13 protein-coding genes, 2 rRNA genes and 1 pseudogene (1 of these 16 cut by a window edge) are annotated in these 19,017 nt (G+C 71.8%); 14 read left to right on the top strand and 2 right to left on the bottom strand.

The window, feature by feature from the left end; translation table 11 throughout:
• The 4 genes from ACSP50_RS31285 to ACSP50_RS31260 all read left to right on the top strand — a co-directional run.
• Window positions 1-2,075: ribosomal RNA gene (locus ACSP50_RS31285) — 23S ribosomal RNA — on the top strand; it begins 998 nt to the left of the window's first position.
• A gap of 176 nt (window positions 2,076-2,251) precedes the next feature.
• A 5S ribosomal RNA gene (gene rrf / locus ACSP50_RS31280) occupies window positions 2,252-2,368 on the top strand.
• A gap of 2,111 nt (window positions 2,369-4,479) precedes the next feature.
• The gene (locus ACSP50_RS44900; RefSeq protein WP_014693310.1) at window positions 4,480-5,427 is read left to right on the top strand and encodes a Replicase polyprotein 1ab; all 948 of its coding nucleotides are present in this window, start codon (window positions 4,480-4,482) and stop codon (window positions 5,425-5,427) included.
• Window positions 5,424-6,422 carry an HAD-IIA family hydrolase gene (locus tag ACSP50_RS31260; RefSeq protein ID WP_014693309.1) on the top strand — a complete coding sequence of 333 codons (999 nt, stop codon included), beginning with the start codon at window positions 5,424-5,426 and terminating at the stop codon, window positions 6,420-6,422. The genes ACSP50_RS44900 and ACSP50_RS31260 overlap by 4 nt, the downstream gene beginning before the upstream one ends.
• A gap of 172 nt (window positions 6,423-6,594) precedes the next feature.
• Here ACSP50_RS31260 and ACSP50_RS31255 read toward each other — a convergent pair whose 3' ends face one another.
• Window positions 6,595-6,825, bottom strand: coding sequence for a hypothetical protein (locus ACSP50_RS31255; protein WP_014693308.1), 231 nt, complete (start codon window positions 6,823-6,825; stop codon window positions 6,595-6,597).
• A gap of 164 nt (window positions 6,826-6,989) precedes the next feature.
• Here ACSP50_RS31255 and ACSP50_RS31250 point away from each other — a divergent pair, with 164 nt between their 5' ends.
• Window positions 6,990-8,255 carry a methyl-accepting chemotaxis protein gene (locus ACSP50_RS31250; protein ID WP_231956757.1) on the top strand — a complete coding sequence of 422 codons (1,266 nt, stop codon included), beginning with the start codon at window positions 6,990-6,992 and terminating at the stop codon, window positions 8,253-8,255.
• A 96-nt stretch (window positions 8,256-8,351) separates the two neighbouring features.
• Here ACSP50_RS31250 and ACSP50_RS31245 read toward each other — a convergent pair whose 3' ends face one another.
• On the bottom strand, window positions 8,352-8,687 hold the full coding sequence (locus tag ACSP50_RS31245) for an SCP2 sterol-binding domain-containing protein (protein WP_014693306.1): 336 nt from the start codon (window positions 8,685-8,687) through the stop codon (window positions 8,352-8,354).
• 95 nt (window positions 8,688-8,782) lie between these two features.
• Here ACSP50_RS31245 and ACSP50_RS31240 point away from each other — a divergent pair.
• The 9 genes and pseudogenes from ACSP50_RS31240 to murJ all read left to right on the top strand — a co-directional run.
• Window positions 8,783-9,310, top strand: a pseudogene (locus ACSP50_RS31240) (phasin family protein); the annotation flags it as partial.
• Between the two features lie 799 nt (window positions 9,311-10,109).
• Window positions 10,110-10,253, top strand: coding sequence for a hypothetical protein (locus tag ACSP50_RS31235; protein ID WP_231956756.1), 144 nt, complete (start codon window positions 10,110-10,112; stop codon window positions 10,251-10,253).
• A 24-nt stretch (window positions 10,254-10,277) separates the two neighbouring features.
• The gene (locus ACSP50_RS31230) at window positions 10,278-11,204 is read left to right on the top strand and encodes a TlyA family RNA methyltransferase (RefSeq protein WP_014693303.1); all 927 of its coding nucleotides are present in this window, start codon (window positions 10,278-10,280) and stop codon (window positions 11,202-11,204) included.
• Window positions 11,201-12,088, top strand: coding sequence for an NAD kinase (locus ACSP50_RS31225; RefSeq protein WP_014693302.1), 888 nt, complete (start codon window positions 11,201-11,203; stop codon window positions 12,086-12,088). The genes ACSP50_RS31230 and ACSP50_RS31225 overlap by 4 nt, the downstream gene beginning before the upstream one ends.
• A gap of 109 nt (window positions 12,089-12,197) precedes the next feature.
• Complete coding sequence (gene recN, locus ACSP50_RS31220; protein ID WP_014693301.1) at window positions 12,198-13,955, top strand: DNA repair protein RecN; 1,758 nt, start codon at window positions 12,198-12,200, stop codon at window positions 13,953-13,955.
• Between the two features lie 73 nt (window positions 13,956-14,028).
• Window positions 14,029-15,207, top strand: a complete 1,179-nt coding sequence (gene steA / locus ACSP50_RS31215; RefSeq protein ID WP_014693300.1) for a putative cytokinetic ring protein SteA — start codon at window positions 14,029-14,031, stop codon at window positions 15,205-15,207.
• A gap of 7 nt (window positions 15,208-15,214) precedes the next feature.
• The gene (locus ACSP50_RS31210) at window positions 15,215-16,141 is read left to right on the top strand and encodes a copper transporter (RefSeq protein ID WP_014693299.1); all 927 of its coding nucleotides are present in this window, start codon (window positions 15,215-15,217) and stop codon (window positions 16,139-16,141) included.
• 292 nt (window positions 16,142-16,433) lie between these two features.
• Window positions 16,434-17,261: a hypothetical protein gene (locus ACSP50_RS31205; protein WP_014693298.1), complete on the top strand. Its 828-nt coding sequence runs from the start codon at window positions 16,434-16,436 to the stop codon at window positions 17,259-17,261.
• On the top strand, window positions 17,219-18,973 hold the full coding sequence (gene murJ, locus ACSP50_RS31200; protein ID WP_231956755.1) for a murein biosynthesis integral membrane protein MurJ: 1,755 nt from the start codon (window positions 17,219-17,221) through the stop codon (window positions 18,971-18,973). Before ACSP50_RS31205 ends, murJ begins: the two co-directional genes overlap by 43 nt.
• The last annotated feature ends 44 nt before the right edge of the window (window positions 18,974-19,017 follow it).

The following is a 19,017-nucleotide window of genomic DNA, read 5'->3' as shown; positions in this document are numbered from 1 at the left end:
CGAATGCCGGTAAGTGAGAGCGCGGCAGTGAGACTGCGGGGGATAAGCTTCGTAGTCGAGAGGGAAACAGCCCAGATCGCCAGCTAAGGCCCCTAAGCGTGTGCTAAGTGGAAAAGGATGTGGGATCGCATGGACAACCAGGAGGTTGGCTTAGAAGCAGCCACCCTTTAAAGAGTGCGTAATAGCTCACTGGTCAAGTGGTTCCGCGCCGACAATGTAGCGGGGCTCAAGCACACCGCCGAAGCTGTGGCATTCACACTTGTGTGGATGGGTAGGGGAGCGTCGTGCAGCGGGTGAAGCGCCGGAGTGATCCAGGTGTGGACGCTGTACGAGTGAGAATGCAGGCATGAGTAGCGAATGAAGGGTGAGAACCCCTTCCGCCGGATGACCAAGGGTTCCAGGGCCAGGCTAATCCGCCCTGGGTGAGTCGGGGCCTAAGGCGAGGCCGAGAGGCGTAGTCGATGGATAACGGGTTGATATTCCCGTACCCGCAAAGAAACGCCCAAGACGAACCTCATAGTACTAACCACGCAAAGCCGGGGAGGACTTCGGTCTGAGTCGGTGGAGTCTGGGACCTCTGTGGGTAGTAGTTTAGTGATGGGGTGACGCAGGAAGGTAGATGATCCCGGCCGGTGGTTGTGCCGGGGTAAGCGTGTAGGCCGTACCGTAGGCAAATCCGCGGTGCATGAGGCTGAGACGTGATGCCGAGCCGTTCTGGTGAAGTCATTGATCCTATGCTGCCGAGAAAAGCCTCTAGCGATGTTTCGAGCGGCCCGTACCCTAAACCGACACAGGTGGTCAGGTAGAGAATACCGAGGCGACGGGTGAACTGTGGTTAAGGAACTCGGCAAATTGCCCCCGTAACTTAGGGAGAAGGGGGGCCGGACGCGTGAAGCCACTTGCTGGTGGAGCGTGGTATGGCCGCAGAGAGCAGGGGGAAGCGACTGTTTACTAAAAACACAGGTCCATGCGAAGTCGTAAGACGATGTATATGGACTGACGCCTGCCCGGTGCTGGAACGTTAAGGGGACCTGTTAGCTCTTCGGGGCGAAGCGGAGAACTTAAGCGCCAGTAAACGGCGGTGGTAACTATAACCATCCTAAGGTAGCGAAATTCCTTGTCGGGTAAGTTCCGACCTGCACGAATGGCGTAACGACTTCCCCACTGTCTCAACCACAGGCCCGGCGAAATTGCAGTACGAGTAAAGATGCTCGTTACGCGCGGCAGGACGGAAAGACCCCGGGACCTTTACTATAGCTTGACATTGGTATCTGAATTCGATTGTGTAGGATAGGTGGGAGACTGTGAAGCTCGGACGCCAGTTCGGGTGGAGTCATTGTTGAAATACCACTCTGTTGGGTTTGGGTATCTAACTTGCGGCCCTGATCGGGTCGAGGGACAGTGTCTGGTGGGTAGTTTAACTGGGGCGGTTGCCTCCTAAAGGGTAACGGAGGCGCCCAAAGGTTCCCTCAGCCTGGTTGGCAATCAGGTGTTGAGTGTAAGTGCATAAGGGAGCTTGACTGTGAGACTGACGGGTCGAGCAGGGACGAAAGTCGGGACTAGTGATCCGGCACTTGCGTGTGGAAGCGGTGTCGCTCAACGGATAAAAGGTACCCCGGGGATAACAGGCTGATCTTCCCCAAGAGTCCATATCGACGGGATGGTTTGGCACCTCGATGTCGGCTCGTCGCATCCTGGGGCTGTAGCAGGTCCCAAGGGTTGGGCTGTTCGCCCATTAAAGCGGTACGCGAGCTGGGTTTAGAACGTCGTGAGACAGTTCGGTCCCTATCCGCCGTGCGCGTTGGATACTTGAGAAGGGCTGTCCCTAGTACGAGAGGACCGGGACGGACGAACCTCTGGTGTGCCAGTTGTTCTGCCAAGAGCACGGCTGGTTGGCTACGTTCGGAAGGGATAACCGCTGAAAGCATCTAAGCGGGAAGCTCGCTTCGAGATGAGGTATCCCACCACCTTGAGTGGGTAAGGCTCCCAGCTAGACTACTGGGTTGATAGGCCGGAGATGTAAGCACGGTAACGTGTTGAGTTGACCGGTACTAATAGGCCGAGGGCTTAACCACACCAAACTTTATGCTCGATATGCGTCCACTGTGTGATTCACAGCAAACGAACAACCACCCTGTATTCGGGGGATTCCGGTTGGCCTGGGAAGAAGGCCGGCCGGTGTCTGCGGATCGATGCGAATCGGTCCGGCCCGGGTGTCAGGTTGCTGGTTTGGTTCCGCGCTGACAAGCGTTTCGGTGGTCATAGCGGAGGGGAAACGCCCGGTTACATTCCGAACCCGGTAGCTAAGCCCTCCAGCGCCGATGGTACTGCACTCGGGAGGGTGTGGGAGAGTAGGACGCCGCCGGACTCAACGTAACGGTCGAGGGCCGCCCCACACGGGGTCGGCCCTCGACTGCGTTTATGACTTCGTTCCCTAGTAACTTTGTGTTTGAGGCAAGGCCGCCCGCACCGTGGGGCCGCAGCCGTACCCGGAAGGATTGATCCGTGACTACAGGACCGCAGGACGGCGGCTCCAGCAACCGTGACGAGGCCCGGGAGGGCCGCGGTCGCGATGGCGGCGACGCCCGCCGCGGCGATGGAGGCGGATACCAGGGCGGAAACCGGACCGGCGGCGGTGACCGCGGCGGCTTCCGTGGCGGCGCCGGCGACCGTGGCGGCTTCCGCGGCGGTGACCGTGACCGGGGTGGCTACCAGGGGGGCGGTGACCGGGGCGGCTACCAGGGTGGCGGTGACCGGGGCGGCTTCCGTGGCGGCGATCGTCCGTCCGGTGGTGGTGGTTTCCGGGGTGGCGACCGTGATCGGGGCGGTTACCAGGGCGGTGGCGACCGGGGTGGTTTCCGGGGTGGCGACCGTGATCGGGGCGGTTACCAGGGCGGTGGCGACCGGGGCGGGTTCCGCGGTGGCGACCGTCCGTCGGGCGGCGGCTTCCGGGGTGGCGACCGTGACCGTGGCGGTTACCAGGGCGGTGGCGACCGCGGCGGTTTCCGTGGTGGCGACCGTGCCGTAGGCGGCGGTGACCGCGGCGGCTTCCGTGGCGGCGACGGTGAGCGCCGTCCGTTCCGCGACGATCGGGGGGGCGACCGCCCCTCGGGTGGTTTCCGTGGCGGCGATCGTCCGTCCGGTGGTGGTTACCAGGGTGGCGGTGACCGCGGCGGTTTCCGCGGTGGTGACCGTCCGTCCGGTGGTGGCTACCAGAGTGGTGGCGACCGGGGCGGTTTCCGTGGCGGCGACCGCCCCTCGGGTGGCGGTTTCCGCGGTGGCGACCGTCCGTCGGGTGGTGGCTATCAGGGTGGCGGCGACCGCGGCGGCTTCCGTGGCGGCGATCGTCCGTCGGGTGGTGGCTACCAGGGTGGCGGCGACCGGGGTGGTTTCCGCGGCGGCGATCGTCCGTCCGGTGGCGGTTACCAGGGTGGTGGCGACCGGGGTGGTTTCCGTGGCGGCGATCGTCCGTCGGGTGGTGGCTACCAGGGTGGTGGCGATCGGGGCGGTTTCCGTGGCGGCGACCGTGACCGGAGCGGCCCCCGTGAGGGCTTCCAGGGTGGCGGCGACCGGGGCGGCTTCCGCGGTGGTGACCGTCCGTCCGGTGGTGGCTACCAGGGTGGTGGCGACCGCGGCGGTTTCCGTGGCGGCGACCGTGACCGCGGTGGCTACCAGGGTGGTGGCGATCGGGGCGGCTTCCGTGGCGGCGACCGCCCCTCGGGTGGCGGTTTCCGCGGTGGCGATCGTCCGTCGGGCGGCGGCTTCCGTGGCGGCGACCGTGACCGCGGTGGCTACCAGGGTGGCGGCGACCGCGGCGGCTTCCGCGGTGGTGACCGTCCGTCGGGTGGTGGCTACCAGGGTGGCGGTGACCGCGGTGGTTTCCGTGGCGGCGATCGTCCGTCGGGTGGTGGCTACCAGGGTGGCGGTGACCGGGGCGGTTTCCGTGGCGGCGACCGTGACCGGAGCGGCCCCCGTGAGGGCTTCCAGGGTGGTGGCGACCGGGGTGGTTTCCGTGGCGGCGATCGTCCGTCGGGTGGTGGCTACCAGGGTGGCGGTGACCGAGGTGGTTTCCGTGGCGGCGACCGTGACCGCGGTGGCTACCAGGGTGGCGGCGACCGGGGCGGGTTCCGTGGCGGCGACCGTGACCGCGGTGGTTTCCAGGGCGGTGACCGTGACCGGGGTGGCTACCAGAGTGGTGGCGACCGCGGTGGCTTCCGGAGCGACCGGGACGGCGACCGCGGTGGGTTCCGCGGCGACCGGGACCGTGGCGCTGACCGGGGTGACCGTGGTGGGTTCCGGGGCGACCGGGAGCGGGACGGCTTCCAGGGGGACCGGCCCGAGCTCGACCAGGACGGGCAGCCGGTCTTCCAGGCGCCCGAGATCCCGGCCGACATCGACGCGAACGACCTCGACCAGGAGGTGCGCTCGGAGCTGACCGCGCTGGCCCGGGACGTGGCCGACAAGGTCGCCCGGCACCTGGTGGCGGCCGGCACGATCATCGACGAGGACTCCGAGGTCGCCCTGCAGCACGCTATCGCGGCGCGCCGGCTGGCGTCGCGGATCGCGGTGGTGCGCGAGGCGGTCGGCCTGGCGGCGTACGCGGCCGGCGACTGGACCACGGCGATCGCGGAGCTGCGCACCTACCACCGGATGACCGGGCGGCAGACGCACCTGGCCGAGATCGCCGACTGCGAGCGGGCGCTCGGCCGTCCGGAGCGGGCGATCGACCTGTACCGCGGCGCCGACATGGCGAAGCTGGAGAAGTCCGGCGCGATCGAGCTGCTGATCGTGGCGGCCGGCGCCCGGGGTGACCTCGGCCAGCACGACGCGGCCGTGGCGATGCTCCAGGTCAAGGAACTGACCGCGGAGGAGACCGCGGACTGGGCGGCCCGGCTGCGGTACGCCTACGCCGACGCGCTGCTCGCCGCCGGCCGGCGTGACGAGGCCCGCGAGTGGTTCGTCCGGGCCGCCGCCGTCGACGAGGACCAGCTCACCGATGCGGCCGAGCGGATCCTCGAACTCGACGGCGTGGTCATCGAGGGCGACGACGAGGACGACGAGGACCTCGACGACGATGCGGCCGAGGACGGCGAGGGCGGCGACGTCAGGGCCCGGTCCGGCGCCGATGACGACGAGGACCGGGACGACGACGAGGACGAGGACCTCGACGACGAGGACCGGGCCGACTCGGACGAGGACGACGACTTCGACGACGAAGACGACGAGGACGATGACACGGACGAGGCGGACGCCGAGCCGGTCACCGTGGCCGAGACCGACGTCAACACCGACGCCGTGAAGGCCGACAAGCACGAGGTTCCGGCGGCCGTGTTCGAGGCGCCCCCGGCCGGCAAGGCCGAGGACGAGGACGACGAGAAGGGCGGCGACGAGTTCGACAGCCGCCCGGACGACCGGCCGCGGGCATGACCGACCACCTCGCCGGCGGTTACGACCTCGCCATCTTCGACCTGGACGGCGTCGTCTTCCTGATCGACAAGCCGATCCCGGGCGCGGCCGAGGCGGTCGAGCGGCTGCGCGCGGACGGGACGTCGATCGCGTACGCGACGAACAACGCGTCCCGCCGGGCCGCCGATGTGGCCTCGCTGCTCACCGGCATGGGTGTCAGCGCCGCACCGGCCGAGGTGCTCACCTCGGCCGGCGCGGCCGCCGCGCTCATCGCCGAGCACGTGCCCGCCGGTTCGCCGGTGCTGGTGGTGGGTGCCGAGGCGCTGCGTGGCGAGGTGCGGGACGCCGGCCTGACCCCGGTCGAGTCGGCGGACGAGTCGCCGGTCGCCGTGGTGCAGGGCTACGGCCCCGAGGTGGGTTGGCGGATCCTGTCCGAGGCGGCACTCGCCGTCCGGGCCGGGGCCACCTGGTACGCCACCAACACCGACCGGACCCTGCCCAGCCCGCGCGGCCCGCTGCCCGGCAACGGCTCGCTGGTCGCGGTGCTGCGCACGGCCCTGGACCGGGAACCGGACGTGGTGGTCGGCAAGCCCGAGCCCGCCCTGTTCACCACCGCGGCCTCGCTCGCGAAGGCGGAGCGGCCGCTGACCATCGGCGACCGTCTGGACACCGACATCCAGGGGGCGGTCACCGCCGGCATGGACAGCCTGCTCGTCCTGACCGGGGTCAGCGGGCCGAGGGAACTGCTGGAGGCACCGGCCGAACGGCGCCCGAAGTTCGTCGCCGCCGACCTGTCCGGGCTGTTCCGCCCGGCCGGTCAGGCTGCGGTGCCGGCCGCCGAGGTGGACGGCTGGTCGCTGGACCGGGACGGTGACCGGGTCACCCTGACCGGCTCCGGCGACCCGGTCGACGCACTGCGCCTGCTGTGCGGGGCCACCTGGGACGGCGTCCCGGCCGGTACCGTCAGCGCCGGCTCGGCCGCGGCCACCGAACTGCTGAAATCCTGGGGCCTCTGATCCTGGGCATCAGCCGCTGAATGAGCGCGATCATGAGCAGCCCCGGCCGTCATCGGCCGGGGCTGCGGCGTTTCGGCGCGTGATGGTCCGGTCCGTCGCGGTCTCGCGCGGGCCGCGGCGGGGCGGCGATGCGGGGGGGGTGTGGTCACCCGCGTACCCCCGCAATCGGGTCTCAGAAGGGTTGCACCGGGTCGGTGTGGTACTGCGCCGGGCGCGGTCGGTGATGACGCCGGGGCAGCGGCGGGGCATCCGGATCGATGTGGAAGATGCCGTCGACCATGGCGACCATCGGCGAGCTCATGTAGTCGAAATCGGGCACCGCGACCCGCTCGGCTCTCTCATGCACATTCTCACCGGTGCAGGTGCCGTCGATCTGGGGAACGTCGGGGCGGACGTGATTCATGGGTTGCCTCCCAGTGACCCGGGGCGGCCGTCGTCCGGCGGTCGCAAGCTCCTCAACCTCATCGTGCCACCGCGGAACCCGGCCGGCGAGGAAAATCGCTCTGCCGCGATCAGGGTCAAGCGGAGGGGGAATCCGCCGATCGGGGAGGTGTGACTTCGCTTACGTTGCCACGCGGCGCGCGGCTGTCCGATGCCTCCTGGCGTGCCCGGCACCGGATCATCAGCCGGCTGCTCTGGTGCCACGTCCCGGTCTTCCTGGTGGTCGGCATGCTCGGCCCGCGCCCCCGCTGGGAGGTGTTGATGCTGGTCGCGGGCGTCGCCGGCTGGGCCGCGCTGATCCCGGTCATGCCCAACCAGCAGGCGCAGGCGTCACACACCGGCGTCGGGTTGATCGCCTGCACGTTCGTGGCGATCGAGCTGTCCGGCGGATCGATGACCGCCCACATCCACCTGTACGCGATCCTGATCTTCGTGGCGCTCTACCAGATGTGGGCGCCGCTGATCTGCGCCGTGCTGGTCGTGGTGGTGCACCACGGCGTACTCGGGCTGATCGCGCCGGAACGCGTGTTCGGCATGCACCACATGGGTGTCGGGTCCGCGATCGAACAGGTCGCCGTGCACGCCGGCCTGGCCGCCGTCGAGGTCGCCGGAATCGTCGTCTTCTGGCACTTCGCCGAACAGGCCGAGCGGGAGAACGAGCAGCTGGCGGCCGAAGCCGCGGCGGCCCGGGAGGAGACCGAACGGGCCGAGCGGGAAGCCGACCACCGGGCTGCCGAAGATCTGCGGCTGCGCTCCGCGGAGGCCGCCGCCCAGGCCCGCCGGATCAGCGAGGACGTGGCGTCGATCAGCGCGCAGGCGCACGCGGCGATCTCCGCGGTCACCGCGGTCGACCGGGAGCTGGCCGCGCTGACCGCGTCGGTGCGCGACATCGCGTCCCGGTCGGCGACCGCGGCCGGCACCGCCGCCGACGGCAAGGAGGCGGCCGCGTCGGCCGGCGAGAAGGTGCGCGCACTGGAACGCTCGGTCGGCGAGATCGCCGACGTGAACGCGATCATCGCGTCGCTGGCCGACCAGACGAACCTGCTCGCGCTCAACGCCACCATCGAGGCGGCCCGGGCCGGGGAGATCGGCAAGGGCTTCGCGGTCGTCGCCGGCGAGGTGAAAGACCTGGCCCGGGAGACCGCGACCTCGGTGGAACGGGTCAACACGGTGATCACCGCGATCGTGGCGGAGACCGACGACGTCGCGCAGACCTTCACCAGGACGACCGAGGCGGTGGACGGGATCCACGAGCTGCAGCTCTCCATCGCGTCGTCGGTGGAGGAGCAGGCGACCGTGCTGGCCGAGGTGACCAAGCAACTGTCGACGGCGACCGCGTCGGCCGATCAGGTGCTGACCGGGCTGCAGGAGCTCGCCGCCACCGCGCGGTAGCGGGTCGCCGGCCGTCCCCCGGCGATCACGTTCTTCCGCGGATGGGCTTGAACGATTCCGCGGCCGCCGTCCGTACTCGCTGGCGTGATCGTCGGGCTAGAGCAGCTTGCGGAGCTTGAGCAGGTCGAACGGGTTCGCCTTGATCGAGATCTGGCGAGTGGCGATCGCACGGGTGATGTCCAGCCGGCCGGCGATCAGGGCCAGCAGGTCGTCGCTGGTCGTGCTGAGGGCGATCTTCGCCTGGGGGTCGTCGCCGTCGGCGATGCCGGTCAGCAGGCCGCCGGTGATCCGGGCGTGGAAGGCCGTGGCCAGGTCGGTGACCCGGCAGGCCAGGGAGCGGTCGAAGTCGAGGCGGCCGCGGGCCTCCGCGTTCGCCTCCAGGCGCGTGGCCAGGTCGTGCAATGCCTGCCGGCACTCGTCCACGGTGGCCATCGGCATCCCCCCTCGCGACACCAGCACCGTACCTCAGGAAGTTGTCGGGGGCTCCCGGTAGCGTGGCACCCGACGTGGCGAGAGGAGGACCGATCATGCCAGACGCATGGCGGGCTTATCTGGACCTGGCGCTCGGGCTTACCGAGGCGCCCCGGAAAAAGGCGCAGCAAGTCGCCGGTGAGCTGCTCAGCCGGGGTGGTGCGACGGCGGCGCAGGTGCAGGGCCTGGTCGAGGACCTGCTCTCGGCCGGCATCGCCAACCGGGAGGCGCTGACCAACATCGTCCGCTTCGAGGTGGATCGCGCGCTCGGGCGGGTCGGGCTGGCCACCGCGGACGAGGTGTCCGAGCTGACCGGGCGGGTGCGGGACCTGGAGAAGCGGCTGCGGGAGGCACAGGCGCGGGCGGGTGCCCCGGCAGCCGAGCCGGCGCCGGCGGGTGCCCGGCCCGCCGAGGCCGCGCGAGCGGGTGCCCGGGCTGCCGAGGCGGTGCCCGGCTCGACCGTGCCTCCGGTGAAGAAGGCCGTCGCAAAGAAGGCCGTCGCGAAGAAGGCGGTGCAGGCTACGCCGAACGCGATGCCTTCGGCGGCGACCGGGCAGGGAGTCTCTGCGGCGCCGGCCAGGAAGGCGGGAGCGGCCGGGTCCCTTTCGGCTTCCGGCCGGAAGCCGGCCGGCCGGGCGGGGTCGTCGCCGACGACCGGGCCGTCCGTGACGCCGGCCAAGCGGGGGCCGCGGGCGGCGCCGGTCAAGCGGGCCGAGGTCGCGCCGCCGGCCGGGACGGTGGCGTCGCCGGTCATTGAGGTGAAAGAGGCGGCGGCCGCTACGGTCCTGCCGGATGTCGCTCCCGTGGAGAGCGTCGCGGCGCAGGCGGCACCCGCCAAGCGGGCCCCGGCCAAGCGGGCGCCGGCTCCGGTCAAGGGTGCGACGGCCAAGGCTGCGGCGGCTGCCGGGAGCGCGGCCGCGGGCGAGGGGTCGGCGGCTGTCGACGGTGCGGCGGCCGGCAAGGGCGCGCCGGTCGGGAAGGCGGCGGTCGGCAAGGCCGCGGCGAAGGGTGCGCCGGTCAGGAAGACGGCGGCCGGCAAGGCCGCGGCGAAGGGTGCGCCGGCCGGTGGCGCGCCGGTGAAACGGGCGGCGCGCAAGGCGGCGCAGGTGCCGGCGCAGTCGCAGGCCAGGAAGTCGCAGCCGGTGGCGGAGAGCTCCGGCCGGACCGAGAGCACGGAGGCGTGATCCCGTGACGTTCCCGCAAGGTGCGCAGGGCGGGCCGCGGCCCGGTGGTTTCCGGCCGGGTCCGCCATCCGGTGAATTCCGGCCCGGTCCGCCACCCGGTGGGTTCCGTCCGGGGCCGCCGCCGGGCGGCCCACGGCCGCCGGCGGATGGCGGCGAGCCGGTGGCGGCGGCGCATTACCGCACCGGCGACGATGGACTGGTGGCGGAGACCGGTCACGCGGCGGTGGACGCGGTGCTAAGTTCGCTCGCCAACGCCGCGCGGCTGGCCCCGGCCGAGCAGATCGCCGAGTACGAGGCCGCGCACCAGGTGCTCCAGGACACCCTGGCCGGCATCGACCGCTGACCGACGTACCGACAAAGGATCCCGATGGCCCGCCGTGCGCGTCTCGACGCCGAGCTCGTCCGCCGTAAGCTCGCCCGTTCCCGGGAACAGGCCGCCCAACTCGTGGCGGCCGGCCGGGTCCAGGTCCGGGGGACCGTGGCCCACAAGGTGGCGGCCATGGTCGACCCGGCCGATCCGGTGCTGGTCACCGGCGAGGACCCGCAGACCGAGTACGTGTCCCGGGGCGGGCACAAGCTGGCCGGGGCGCTCGCCGCGTTCGGCCCGAAAGGGCTGACCGTCCAGGGGCGGCGGTGCCTGGACGCGGGCGCGTCCACCGGCGGGTTCACCGACGTGCTGCTGCGCGCCGGGGCCGGCCGGGTGGTCGCCGTCGACGTCGGGTACGGGCAGCTGGCCTGGCCGATCCGGACCGACGGGCGGGTCGACGTGCACGAGCGGACCAACGTGCGCACGCTCACCGCCGAGGCCATCGGCGGGCCGGCCGACCTGGTGGTGGCCGACCTGTCGTTCATCTCGCTGCGGCTGGTGCTGCCCGCGCTGGCCGCCTGCACCGCGCCGGACGGCGACCTGGCGCTGATGGTCAAACCACAGTTCGAGGTCGGCAAGGAGCGGGTCGGCACCGGTGGTGTGGTGCGCGACTGGCGGCTGCGGGCCGAGGCGGTGCTGGACGTCGCGGCGGCCGCGGCCGAGTCGGGCCTCGGTGTGGTCGACGTGACCGCCAGCCCGTTGCCCGGGCCGAGTGGCAATGTGGAGTTCTTCGTCTGGTTCCGGCGCGGCGCCCCGGCCGCGGACCGGGAGCGGGTGGAAGCGGTGGTCGCGGCCGGCCCGTCCGGCGTGGTGCTGCCCGAGGAGTCCGTGGCGTCGGCCGGTTCGTCCGGCGCGGTGCTGCCCGAGGAGTCCGCGTCCGTGGTGGCGCGGGAGAATCAGCCGGTTGCCCCACTGGAGGACAGATGACTCGGTCGGCTTTGCTGGTCACGCACACCGGACGCCGGCAGAGTACGCAGCATGCCCGCACCGTGGCGCTCGATCTGATCGCCGCGGGGTTCGAGGTGCGGGTGATCGCCGACGAGGTGGCCGATCTGGGCCTGCCCGACGAGGTGATGGCGGTCGAGGGGCCGGCCGCGGCCGACGACGTCGAGATCGTGCTGGCGCTCGGCGGGGACGGCACCTTCCTGCGGGCCGCCGAGCTGGCCCGGCCGGTCAAGGCCCCGCTGCTCGGGATCAACCTGGGCAAGGTGGGCTTCCTGGCGGAGGCCGAGATCGAGCACATCGACCAGGCGGTGGCCGAGATCGTGGCCGGCGACTACGCGGTCGACGAACGGCTGACCCTGGACGTGCGCGCGGAGTACGACGGCCGCCTGATCGCCGAGTCCTGGGCGCTCAACGAGGTGACCGTGGAGAAGGGCCAGCGGGCCCAGATGCTCGAACTGATGGTCGACGTGGACGGGCGGCCGCTGTCCCGCTACGGCTGCGACGGTGTGGTGTGCGCCACACCGACCGGGTCGACGGCGTACGCGTTCTCGGCCGGCGGCCCGGTGGTCTGGCCCGAGGTGGAGGCCCTGCTGCTGGTGCCGATCAGCGCGCACGCGCTGTTCAGCAAGCCACTGGTGACCGCGCCCACCTCGACCTTCGTGCTGACCGTCGACCCGTACACGTCGTTCGCGGTGCTCTGCTGTGACGGACGCCGCACCTGGGACCTGCCGCCCGGCTCCCGGGTGACCGTCGAGCGGGGGCAGCTGCCGGTCCGGCTGGTCCGGCTGGCCCCCCGGCCGTTCACCGACACCCTGGTGGCGAAATTCGAGCTCCCGGTGGTCGGCTGGCGCGGCAACCGGCGCTGACCCGGGTGGGACGGATGGGCGGGCCGGCCCTCCCGCGTACCCCCGATTGACGCTGATCAGAAACACCCGCGCTGGGCATTTGTCGGGGGGTCCCACTACCCTCTGCCGTGTGCTGGAGGAACTGCGCATCACCGGACTGGGCGTCATCGACGACACGACCCTGCGGCTGTCGGCGGGGATGAACGTGATCACCGGTGAGACCGGCGCCGGCAAGACGATGGTCGTGACCGGTCTCGGACTGCTGTTCGGCGGCCGTGCCGACGCCGGGCGGGTCCGCGCCGACCCGGGCCGGGCCACGGTCGAGGGACGGCTGCGGCTGCAGGGCACCCTGGGCGACGCGGTCCGTACCCGGATCACCGACGCCGGCGGGGAGACCGACGAGGACGGTTCGCTGCTGCTGAGCCGTACGGTCACCGCCGAGGGCCGGTCCCGGGCGCACGTCGGCGGCCGCAGCATGCCGGTCGCCACCCTGAGCGAGCTGGGCGAGCAGGTGCTGGCCGTGCACGGGCAGTCCGACCAGCTGCGCCTGTTGCGCCCGAGCGAGCAGCGGTCCGCGCTGGACCGGTTCGCCGGCCCCGGCCACGAAAAACTGCTGGACGGCTATCGGGAGGCGTTCGCCCGCTGGCGCAAGGTGGTCGACGACCTGGCCGACCGCCGGCGCAACGCGCGCCAGCGCTCGCAGGAGGCCGACCTGCTCAAGCTGGGTCTCGACGAGATCACCCGGGTCGACCCGCAGCCCAACGAGGACGAGGACCTGCGCGCCGAGGTGCAGCGCCTGGAGCACGCGGAGGGGCTGCGGGTGGCTGCCGCCCTGGCCGCGCAGGCGCTGGCCGGCGGGGTCGAGGCGGCCGACGACACCGCCGACGCGACCACCCTGCTCGGCACCGCCCGGCGCACCCTGGAGGGCCAGTCCGGCGTCGACGCCAAGCTGGGCGACCTGGCGCTGCGCATCGAGGAGGCGGCCACCCTGGTGGGTGACGTCGCCTCGGAGCTCTCCGCCTACCTCGGCGAGCTGGACGCCGACCCGGCCCGGCTGGAGGCGATCTACGAGCGGCGGGCCGCGCTGCGCGGGCTGACCCGCAAGTACGCCGACGACATCGACGGCGTGATCGCCTGGGCGGAGAACGCGAAATCCCGCCTCGGTGAGCTGGACAGCTCCGACGAGCTGCTCGACGAGCTGGACAAGGAGCGGCAGCGGCTGGCCGCCACGGTCGGTGAGCTGGCCGGCCGGTTGACCGCGGCCCGGCGCGAGGCGGCGACCCGCTTCTCCGAGGCGGTCAGCGTCGAGCTGGCCGGCCTGGCGATGCCGCACGCCCGGGTCGAGGTGGCGGTGCTGACCCATGCCCCGTCCCGGGACGAGCCGGCGGTCACCGTCGACGGCCAGGAGCTGGGCGCCGGGCCGGACGGCGCGGACGAGGTGGAGCTGCGCCTGCTGGCCCACCCGGGCGCCCCGTCGCTGCCCCTGCAGAAGGGTGCCTCCGGTGGTGAGCTGTCCCGGGTGATGCTGGCCATCGAGGTGGTCTTCGCCGGGGCCGGTGGCCCGCCGACGCTGGTCTTCGACGAGGTCGACTCGGGGGTCGGCGGGACCGCGGCGGTGGAGATCGGGCGACGGCTGGCCCGGCTCGCGCGCACCCATCAGGTGTTGGTCGTCACACACCTGCCGCAGGTGGCCGCTTTCGCCGACCGGCACCTCGTGGTGGCGAAAGACACCGGTGGCGCGATCACCACGAGCGGGGTGCGCATCGTCGAGGAGACCGAGCGCGCCCGGGAGCTCTCCCGGATGCTGGCCGGCCTGCCCGATTCCGATCTGGGTATCGCCCATGCGGAGGAGTTGCTGGCGGTCGCCGGTCGAGAGAAGCGCGGATGAAAAGTCCCTTTTGTCGATGAGCTAGCGCATGTCTAACGGGGGCCGCGTGAAGCGGCATGTCAGGATGGCCGGGATGCGACTTCCCACCTTGCGCCGTGTGCGCACCAGCGAGCCGGGCCCGGTCTCCGGCGTGGCCCGGCTCGACCGGCGCACCAAGCGGCTGACCGGCCGGCTGCGTCCCGGCGAGATCGCCGTGATCGACCACGTCGACCTCGACCGGGTCGCGGCCGACTCGCTGGTCGCCTCCGGGGTGACCGCGGTGCTCAACGCCAAGCCGTCGATCTCCGGGCGGTATCCGAACCTCGGGCCCGAGGTGCTCATCCAGGGCGGCGTGGTGCTGGTCGACAACCTGGGCGAGGAGGTCTTCGCCGGGCTGCGCGAGGGCCAGGTGGTCAGCGTCGAGGGCGACCAGGTGCTGCTCGACGGCAAGCCGGTGGCCAGCGGCACCCGGCAGGACGCGGAGACGGTCGCCAAGAGCATGGCCGACGCCCGCGAGGGCCTGTCGGTGCAGCTCGAGGCGTTCGCCGCGAACACCATGGATTACCTCAAGCAGGAGCGTGACCTGCTGCTCGACGGCGTCGGCGTGCCCGACGTGCAGACCCGGATCGCCGGCCGGCACGTGCTGATCGTCGTCCGCGGTTACGACTACAAGGAGGACCTCGACGTCCTCCGCCCCTACATCCGGGAGTACAAGCCGGTCCTGATCGGCGTCGACGGCGGTGCCGACGCCCTGGTGGAGAACGGCTACACCCCCGACATGATCATCGGGGACATGGACTCGGTCACCGACGACGTGCTGCGCTGCGGCGCCGAGGTGGTCGTGCACGCCTACCCGGACGGGCGCGCCCCCGGCCTGGAACGCGTCCGCAACCTCGACGTCGACGCGCTCACCTTCCCGGCCGCGGCCACCAGCGAAGACCTCGCCATGCTGCTCGCCGACGAGAAGGGCGCCTCGCTGATCGTGGCCGTCGGCACGCATGCCAACCTGGTCGAGTTCCTCGACAAGGGGCGCGGCGGGATGGCCTCGACGTTCCTCACCCGGCTCAAGGTCGGCGGCAAGCTGGTCGACGCTAAAGGCGTCAGCCGGCTCTACCGGCAGAACATCTCCGGCTCGGCGCTGCTGCTGCTGGTCCTGTCGGCGCTGGCGGCGATGGCCGCTGCGGTGGCGGTCTCCACGGTCGGCAAGGCGTATCTGACCGTGGTGTCCGAGTGGTGGGACAATCTCGTCTTCCAGCTCGGCAATCTTCTCTGAGGGCGTCGTGATCAACTTCAGGTACCACGTGGTGTCGCTCACCGCGGTCTTCCTCGCGCTGGCGATCGGCCTGGTGGTCGGCACCGCCGCGCTCAACGGCCCGGTCTCGGAGAACCTTCGCGAGCAGCTCACCACGCTCAACAAGGACAACAACGTCAAGCGGGACCAGGTCAACCAGTACAAGGAGGAGCTGAACCGCAGCCAGGACTTCGCCGCCCAGGTCGCGCCGTGGCTCACCACGAAGCTGACCGGGCGCAAACTGGCCGTGGTGGTGCTGCCCGGCGGCAGGGACTCGGCCGACGGCGTCGTCAAGATGCTGACCACGGCCGGCGCGACGATCACCGCGCGGATCACCGTCGAGGACAAGTTCCTCGACCCGGGGTACGCGACCCAGCTGCTCGACCTGGCCGATCAGTCGTCGCAGCCGACCATCCCGTCGGCCGGCCTGCCGTCCAACAGCGACGGGGTGGAGACCGCCAGCGCGCTGCTCGCCCTCACCCTGGACCAGGGCGCCACCGTGGTGAACCCGGACGACGTCACCGCGGTGCTGACCGCGCTCGCCAAGCCCGGCTACATCTCGGTGGCCGAGAAGGCGAGCGGTGGCGCCGAGGGGATCGTGCTGGTCGCCGGTGCCCCGGCCACCGACAAGGACGCCGGAAAGAAGACCGCCAACGCGGTCACCGTGGCCAACCAGTTCCACCGCTACCGTCCGCTGGTCGTGGCCGGGGACGGCGCCGGCGACAACAACCTGGTGTCCGCGATCCGCAGCGACCCGACACTGGTCAAGCAGATCTCCACGGTGGACAACGCGAGCTCCGTGCAGGGGCAGGTCGCCACCGCGATGGCCACCCACGAGCGGCTGGTGCAGAACAAGGTCGGCCAGTACGGCCTGGGCACCGGCGCCACCTCCCTGGTCCCCTCCGCCGCGCCGTAGGCCGTGGCCGCAATCCGGCCGTGGCCGCAATCCGGCCGTCGCCGCAATCCGGCCGTGGCCGCAATCCGGCCGTCGCCGCGGCCGCCGGCCCGGCGATCGGGGCGCGAGGACAGCCCGGCCGCGGTGGTGCGCGTGTGTGGCTGCGCTGGTGCGCATGCCCGCGGGCTGCGTGGTGCGCCTGTGTGTTGGCTGCGGTGGTGCGCGTGCCTGCGGGCTGCGGTGGTGCGCGTGGTGCGGGCTGCGGCACCGACCCGGTCGGGTTTCGGTTGCCGGGCTAGGGCAGACTTTCGCCATGGGTTTTCTGCGTTCGCTCGGGACCGGCGCCTCGGTGGCGCGTGCCGTGCTCGGCTGGGTGCGCCGCGATCCGCAGGCGGCCGGCCTGCGCCGGACCAACTTCCACGGGCGCACGGTCACCCTGGCCGGCGGGCCGGCCCTGGCCGCCGGAGCGACCATCGGCGCGGCCAGCGGAGCGGCCACCGGCCGGCTCACCGCGGCGGTGGTCGCCGCGGGCGCGGTCAGCGGCGCGGTCGGCCTCTATGACGACATCGTCGGCAACCGGCCCGAGCAGACGACCGCGAAAGGCTTCGCCGGCCACCTGGGCGCGCTGCGCGAGGGCCGGGTCACCAGCGGCCTCGTCAAGATCGGCGGGGTGGGCGCGGCCGGGCTGGTCGCCTCCGCGCTGATCGGCAGTCGCCGCGACGGTGCGTTCGGCCGCGGCGTCGACGTGCTGCTCGGCGCCGGCGTGATCGCCGGCACGGCGAACCTGCTGAATCTGCTCGACCTGCGCCCCGGCCGGGCGATCAAGGCCGGGATGATCCTCGGCGCCCCGCTCGCGGTGGGCCGGCACGCGGCGATCACCGCCGGCACGCTCGGCGCGAGCGCCGCCCTGCTCCCCGCCGACCTGAACGAGGAGATCATGCTCGGCGACTCGGGGGCCAACGCCCTCGGCGCCCTGCTCGGCGTCGCGTACACCGCCCGCACCGGCACCTTCGGCCGCCTGGCCGCCCTGGCCGCGCTCGCCTCGCTCACCGCGGCCAGCGAGAGGGTCAGCTTCACCAAGGTCATCCAGGACACGCCGTGGCTGCGCAGCCTCGACGACCTCGGCCGCCGACCGGCGTGACCTCCCCGAACAACGCCGACGCCACTCCCGCGCCGCCGGCTGCTTCGGCAAGCCCGGCCGCTCCGGCGCCGCCGGTCCCCGCCGCCGGCGCGTCCACGGTCCCGGCCGGGTCGGCGAGTGCCGTTGCGGGCAGCGGGACGGGGACGGCGGCGAAGATCGCCGGCGCGGCGGCGCTGATCACCCTGCTCACCATCCTGGCGCGGATCGTCGGGTTCGGCCGGACCGTGGTCTTCTACTACACCGTCGGTGAGGGCGGGCACGGTGGCCTGCCGGATCTTTACTTCGCCGCGAACACCGTGCCGAACATCGTCTTCGAACTGGTCGCCGGCGGGGCGCTGGCCAGCCTGGTGGTTCCGCTGCTGGCCGGGGCGGTCGCCGACGGGGACCGCGCCCGGGTCGGCCGGATCACCTCGGCGCTGCTCACCTGGATGGTGGCGCTGACCGTGCCGCTCGCGCTGGGGGTGGCGCTGGCGGCCGGCCCGATCGCCGGCCTGCTGCACGGTGTGCCGCCGGAGCATCAGGCCATCGCCGCCCGGATGTTGCGGATCTTCGCGCCGCAGCTGCCGCTCTACGGCATCGGCATCGTGCTGACCGGTGTCCTGCAGGCGCACCATCGGTTCGCGTGGCCGGTGATCGCGCCGCTGCTGTCCAGCGTGACGGTGCTGACCGCCTATCTGGCGTATGCCGGGGTCGACGGCGCCCGGACCGATGTCGACGGGCTGTCCACCGCGGGCGAGCTCATCCTGTCGGTGGGCACCACCCTCGGCGTCGTGGTGCTCAGCCTGTGCCTGCTGATCCCGCTGGTCAGGTTGCGCCTGCCGATCCGGCCGGGCTTCCGCTTCCCGGGTGGCGAGGGCCGCCAGGCGGTGCGGCTCGGCTGGGCCGGTGCGGTCACAGTCGGCGCGCAGCAGGTGGTGGTCGCGTTGATCGTCACGCTGGGGGCGCAGCAGCTGGCCCGGTACAACGGCGCCCAGACGGTGTTCCTGCTGCCCTGGGCGGTGCTCGCCGTGCCGCTGGCGACCGCGGTCTACCCCCGGCTCGCCGATGCCGTGGTGCGGCGCGACGAGGACGCCTACGCGGTCTCCCTGGCCGGCACCGCGCGTTCGGTGGTGCTGCTGGCCGGGTTGGGGACGGCGGCGCTGGCCGGTCTGGCCGTCCCGGCGTCGCACCTGATGAACGCCGAGGGCGCCGCCCCGGGAATCGTCGGCTTCGCGCCCGGGCTGTTCGGCTACGCGCTGTTCGCCCTGCTGTCCCGTGCGCTCTACGCCCGGGGCGCGACGGTCGCGGCAGCGACCGCGGCCGGGATCGGATGGCTCTGCGCCGGTGTCGCCGTCGTGGTGGCCACCGCCGGTTTCGCCGGCGGCGCGGAGCTGGCCGGGCTGGGGCTGGCCAACGCGCTGGGCATGACCGTGACCGGGGTGCTGCTGGTACTGGCGGTGCGCCGGCATGCCGGGCCGGCGGCGCTCGCCGGGCTGGGCCGGGCCGCCGTGGCCGCGGTGGTCGCGGCCGGTCTGGCAGCGCTCGCCGGGTGGGGTGTGGTGGCCGGGCTCCGGTCGGCTTTCTGGCCGACGGCCGGGATTTTCGGCAGCCTGGCGGAGGGGGTGTCGGGCGGCGCGGTGGTGGCGGCGGTGTTCGTGGCGGTCGCGTTCGCGCTGGACCGGCGTGACCTGGGGCCCCTCGCCGGGACCGTGTCCCCGCGATGGCGAAGGTAGGGTCGGCGGCCGGAACGGACACGGGACGGTTACCGAGGTAACCG

Source organism: Actinoplanes sp. SE50/110 (assembly GCF_900119315.1).
Classification (GTDB): domain Bacteria; phylum Actinomycetota; class Actinomycetes; order Mycobacteriales; family Micromonosporaceae; genus Actinoplanes.
This window is presented reverse-complemented; position numbering and strand designations above follow the sequence as displayed.